The sequence below is a fragment of the Pseudoalteromonas sp. G4 genome (assembly GCF_028875915.1).
Taxonomy (GTDB): domain Bacteria; phylum Pseudomonadota; class Gammaproteobacteria; order Enterobacterales; family Alteromonadaceae; genus Pseudoalteromonas.
The window spans coordinates 1-4,927 of the sequence record NZ_JAPEHW010000129.1 but is presented as its reverse complement, the minus strand read 5'-3'; the positions used below and the strand labels follow the sequence as shown (position 1 = coordinate 4,927).

General features: G+C 40.8%; 2 protein-coding genes, 3 tRNA genes and 1 pseudogene. All 6 read left to right on the top strand.

Translation table 11 applies throughout. From position 1 onward, the window contains the following. The first annotated feature begins 1 nt into the window (after position 1). Positions 2-77: transfer RNA gene (locus tag ON073_RS20025), tRNA-Phe, on the top strand. A gap of 27 nt (positions 78-104) precedes the next feature. Continuing rightward, positions 105-180 (top strand) — tRNA-Thr (locus ON073_RS20020). Between the two features lie 127 nt (positions 181-307). Then, positions 308-383, top strand: a tRNA-Phe gene (locus tag ON073_RS20015). Positions 384-1,050: 667 nt separating this feature from the next. Beyond that, a pseudogene (locus ON073_RS20010) lies at positions 1,051-2,437 on the top strand (TolC family protein). Further along, positions 2,424-3,728 carry an efflux RND transporter periplasmic adaptor subunit gene (locus ON073_RS20005; protein ID WP_274763639.1) on the top strand — a complete coding sequence of 435 codons (1,305 nt, stop codon included), beginning with the start codon at positions 2,424-2,426 and terminating at the stop codon, positions 3,726-3,728. Before ON073_RS20010 ends, ON073_RS20005 begins: the two are co-directional and overlap by 14 nt. Then, a partial coding sequence (locus tag ON073_RS20000; protein ID WP_274763638.1) for an efflux RND transporter permease subunit occupies positions 3,725-4,927 on the top strand: 1,203 nt, incomplete at its 3' end. The genes ON073_RS20005 and ON073_RS20000, both read left to right, overlap by 4 nt.

The window sequence follows — 4,927 nt, the reverse complement described above, 5'->3', positions numbered from 1 at the left end:
CGCCCAGATAGCTCAGTCGGTAGAGCAGAGGATTGAAAATCCTCGTGTCGGTGGTTCGATTCCGCCTCTGGGCACCATCTTTTAAAGATGAGCAGTTTTAGTGTGCCTGCTTAGCTCAGTTGGTAGAGCAACTGACTTGTAATCAGTAGGTCGCCAGTTCGACTCCGGCAGCAGGCACCATTTTATTTACTCGAAAGAGTGTACTCAAGCGGTACTAAAATTGCTTGCCAAGATAGCTTAGTCAGTAGAGCTAATTGGAATAGTATTGAAAATCCTTTTGAGGTTTTCTAAGTTACTGAATTAAAATGCCCAGATAGCTCAGTCGGTAGAGCAGAGGATTGAAAATCCTCGTGTCGGTGGTTCGATTCCGCCTCTGGGCACCACTTATTCTTAAACCCTGACCTTTAGGTCGGGGTTTTTTTATGCCTGAAATTTAGTATTTGGCGAAATCTCATTATACCAATTGCATTAATTGATAGGTCACTTATTGCGACAGAGAAACGGTTCATAAACAAGGCGAAAAATTTAACATGTAGTTGTTCTACATAAGAATTTTTTAACGCAGTTAATGAGGCGTTTAACTCGCTAGAATGACAAAGTAGTTAATAAAATTGGTATGAGTTCGATGAAAAAATACTTCCTTGTATTTTCCAAGCCATGCTGCGCATGTTCAAAATTGTTCCTGACAATTTTGTCCGCCTCAATAGCTGGGCACCACTTATTCTTAAACCTGACATTTAGGTCGGGGTTTTTTATATCTGAAATTTAGTATTTGGCGAAATCTCCACCGCCATTAAATCTTTTTAACTGAAGTCTTATCTCTCTAAATCGTTATTCATTGATTGATCCAAATAGCTTTTCCAATCCATCATAAATTTAAACATCAATTAATCTCTATAAAATAGTTAACAGCCGACATTAATGATCTTATTCTCATGTGTTTCTGTATTAGCAATGAATGTAAGTCTATGTAAAGTTTATTGAGACACTTCTTAGACAATTATTAAACTATGATATTGAAGATATAAAATTCTCTAGTGAGAGATGATAATGAGCAACAGGTTGAAGCCCTTTATTAGCATTAATCTAGCCATTGGTTTAATGGCATTGCTGGCAGGCTGTAATACAACACATAAAATTGAAACGGATTATCGCGAGAAGATAACAACCCCAAGCACGTGGCAGGCACAAAATGACTATCTAGCTGTTCGTGACAACTGGTTGGCAGAATTGCAAGGCACGCAAGTTTTTAAGCTTGTAGAAAAAGCTCTTGCCAAAAACCGCTCTCTACAACAAAAAGCATTGGATATAGCAGTTGCAAAACAACAACTGGTAATTACAGGCAGTGAGTTGTGGCCAACCCTTGATTTATCTCTCAGCAGTAACCGTCGTTATATTCCAACCACTAACAATTACACAAATGGTAATGGGTTGGATGTTAATTTATCTTACGAATTTGATATTTGGGGTAAATTATCAGCTAAAGAGCGTAATGCGAACCTAAATGTAATGGCATTAGAAGCGGATTATTACTCGCAAAAGCAAGCCTTAGTTGCTGATGTGGTAAAAGCTTGGTTTGCGGTAATTGAAGCGAATAACCAAGTTGCACTTTTGAATGAACGTTTGGTACTAGCGCAGCAAAATCTCGACATAATAGAATCAGGTTACCGCCAAGGGCTTAATGATGCACTTGATGTGTATTTAACACGTAATGAATTTAATAATGAGAAATCTCGTTTAGTAGCCCAGCAAAATACACAAATTGAGCGCATCCGCGCATTAGAATTGTTGATTGGTGACTATCCTGCTGGCTTACTTTCAGTTACCGCTGAGTTACCACTGTTACAGTCGGATATTCCATTAGGTATGCCGTCAGAACTACTCTCTCGCAAACCGTCATTAATTGCCAGTTGGTATGCATTACTTGCCAAAGATGCGGCGCTTGCCTATGCCCATAAACAGCGTTTCCCTAGTTTAAAATTGACTGGCAGCATTGGCCCAGATAGCAGTGATATAAGTGATTTGTTAGCTGGTGGCAATATTGCCTGGTCGGTAGCGGGTTCGCTAACAGCACCTTTATTTAATGCTGGCCGTTTAAAAGCGAATGAAGAAAAAGCCCTACTTGAATTAAATAAACAAGAAATAAGCTACTTAGATAATCTCTTTTCTGCATTTCAAAGTGTCGAAAATGGAATTTCTGCAGAGCGTAATTTGCAGCAGCGTTATGATGCTACATTGTTAGCTGCTAATAATGCGAAATTGGCAGAGACCCTGTCGTTTGAACAGTATCAAAAAAGCCAAACGCTCGTTTGATGCACAAAGTAGTTTAATCAGTATAAAGAATTTGTTAATTGCTAACCGCGTCAATTTACACGTTGCGCTAGGTGGTGATTTTGTAGTTGAAGAATTAAAGGAAAACGCTAATGCCGTTCAATAAAAACCGCTTTCCACGTTTTGTAATGCCAATTGTTATTTTAATCGCGGCAGGCATTATCGTGAGCCTGATATTCAAAAACCCACCAACTACAAAGCGTTTTGGTGGCGCTAAACAAGCCCAGCTAGTAGTTGATATTAAAACAATTCACGAAAGCCCATATCGAGTAAACGTTGCTAGTTATGGCATAGTAAAACCAAGAACGCAAAGTGTGTTGGTGGCGCAGGTTTCGGGGGAAATCAGCTTTATAAGTGAAAGCCTGCGCGATGGTGGCTTTTTCGAAAAAGGGCAGGTACTACTTAGTATTGATGAGCGCGATTACCGCTCTGAAGTGAAAATTGCCGAAGCCAGTTTACTGTCTGCAAAGCAGGCGCTGTTTGAAGAGCAAGCGCGTGGTAAACAAGCGCTTGCAGATTGGCAGCGACTAGGCAGTGGTGATGCTCCGAGCGATCTAGTATTACGCAAACCGCAGCTTGCTGCACAAGAGGCAAATGTGCTTTCAGCACAGGCCAAGCTCGAAAAAGCACAACTGGCGCTTGAACGTACAAAAATAGTCGCGCCATTTTCTGGTCGAGTTTTGAAGAAACATGTTGATATCGGACAAGTCGTTTCAAACAATACTCAGTTAGCGGAGATATTTGCCACTGACACGGTGGAAATTCGTTTGCCTATCAATAATAAAGACTTAGCTTTTATTGATTTGCCTGAAGTGTATCAAAGCGGTGAAAAAACTAATCAAAATAGCCAAGTCACTTTTAATTCTGACTTAATTGGTGAACAAGTGTGGCATGGCACATTAGTACGTACAGAAGGTGCAATTAATGATGCTTCTCAGCAACTTTATGTGGTGGCACAAATTGAAGATCCTTATTCAACACCTGTGACTGGACAAAATCCGGTGAAAATCGGTCAATATGTTAATGCCACAATTACAGGGCGTGAAATTCCAAATGCTTTAGTTATTCCTAATAATGCCATTTATCAGGGTAGCTATGTCTACGTACTTAATAATGAAAACCAATTAATGCGAAAAGACATTACGCTTGCATGGCAAGGTGAAACTGAAAGCTTAGTGAGCAAAGGTCTTGAGGCAGATTCAAGGCTTGTTGTGACGCCACTTGGACAAGTGAGTAGCGGTACTAAAGTTGCTGTACTTGGCGAGCAGCCAAGCAAAGAAAAAAATCAAGAAGCGCGCTTAACTAAGTTAAAAGAAATTGCGAAACAACGGGGTATTACCGTGGAGCAACTGATTGCTGAGCGTAAAGCGAAGCGCGAACAGGAGAAAGCCCTATGATCGCTTGGTTTACACGCAATCATGTTGCCGCAAATTTGCTGATGATCAGCATTTTAATTGGCGGTTTATTCTCATTAACAACGCAATTACCGCTTGAGGTGTTTCCATCTTTTGAAACCGACCGTATTAGCGTGAATATGTCTTTGCGTGGCGCAACACCAGAGGATGTTGAACAAGGTATTACCATTCGGGTAGAAGAAGCGGTGCAAGACTTAGAAGGCATTAAAGAGATCCGCAGCCGTTCATCGGAAGGCTCAGCATCGGTTACCATTGAAGTGGATTCTGGTTACGACCCTCGTGAAATGTTAGCGGATATTAAAAGCCGTGTAGATGCGATTAATACCTTTCCAGCAGACGCCGAAAAACCAGTGGTGTCTTTGGCGCAGCGCAAACGTGATGTTATTAATGTAACGGTTTCGGGTAGCTACTCAGAAAAAGAAACACGTGAATTTGCCGAAAAAGTCCGTGATGACTTACTGCGTATTCCTGGAGTTACTCAGTTAGAGCTTGATGGTGTGCGTAACTATGAAATTGCTATTGAGATTAGCCAAGACAAATTACGCCAATATCAATTAAGCATTGCTGATGTGGGTAATGCTATTGAGCGTTCAAGTGCGGATATTTCAGCGGGTAATTTACGTTCTAGCGGTGGTGATATTTTACTGCGCTCAAAAGGGCAAGCTTATTACAAAGATGAATTTGCCAGCATTATTGTGAAAAGCTTAGCTGATGGTTCGTTAGTGCGTTTATCCGATGTGGCGAATATCAAAGACGACTTTGAAGAATCACCGGTGCGTACACGTTTTAATGGAAAACAGGCTGCGTTTATTGAGGTCTACCGCATTGGCGATCAAAGTGCGATAGACGTTGCTGACAAAGTAAAAGCGTATATCGAAAATCAACAAGGCAAATTACCTGAAGGCTATGAGTTAAGTTATTGGGACGATGATTCTGTGATTGTTAAAAACCGCATTTCGACACTCACATCAAACGCCTTACAAGGTGGCATTTTAGTACTTGCTTTGCTTACTTTATTTTTACGCCCTGCAATTGCATTTTGGGTGTTTATTGGTATTCCAGTTTCGTTTATGGGCGCATTTTTAGCGATGCCGCTGTTTGGTATTACGCTAAATATTATGAGTTTATTCGGGTTTATTTTGGTGCTGGGTATTGTGGTTGATGATGCCATTGTCACCGGC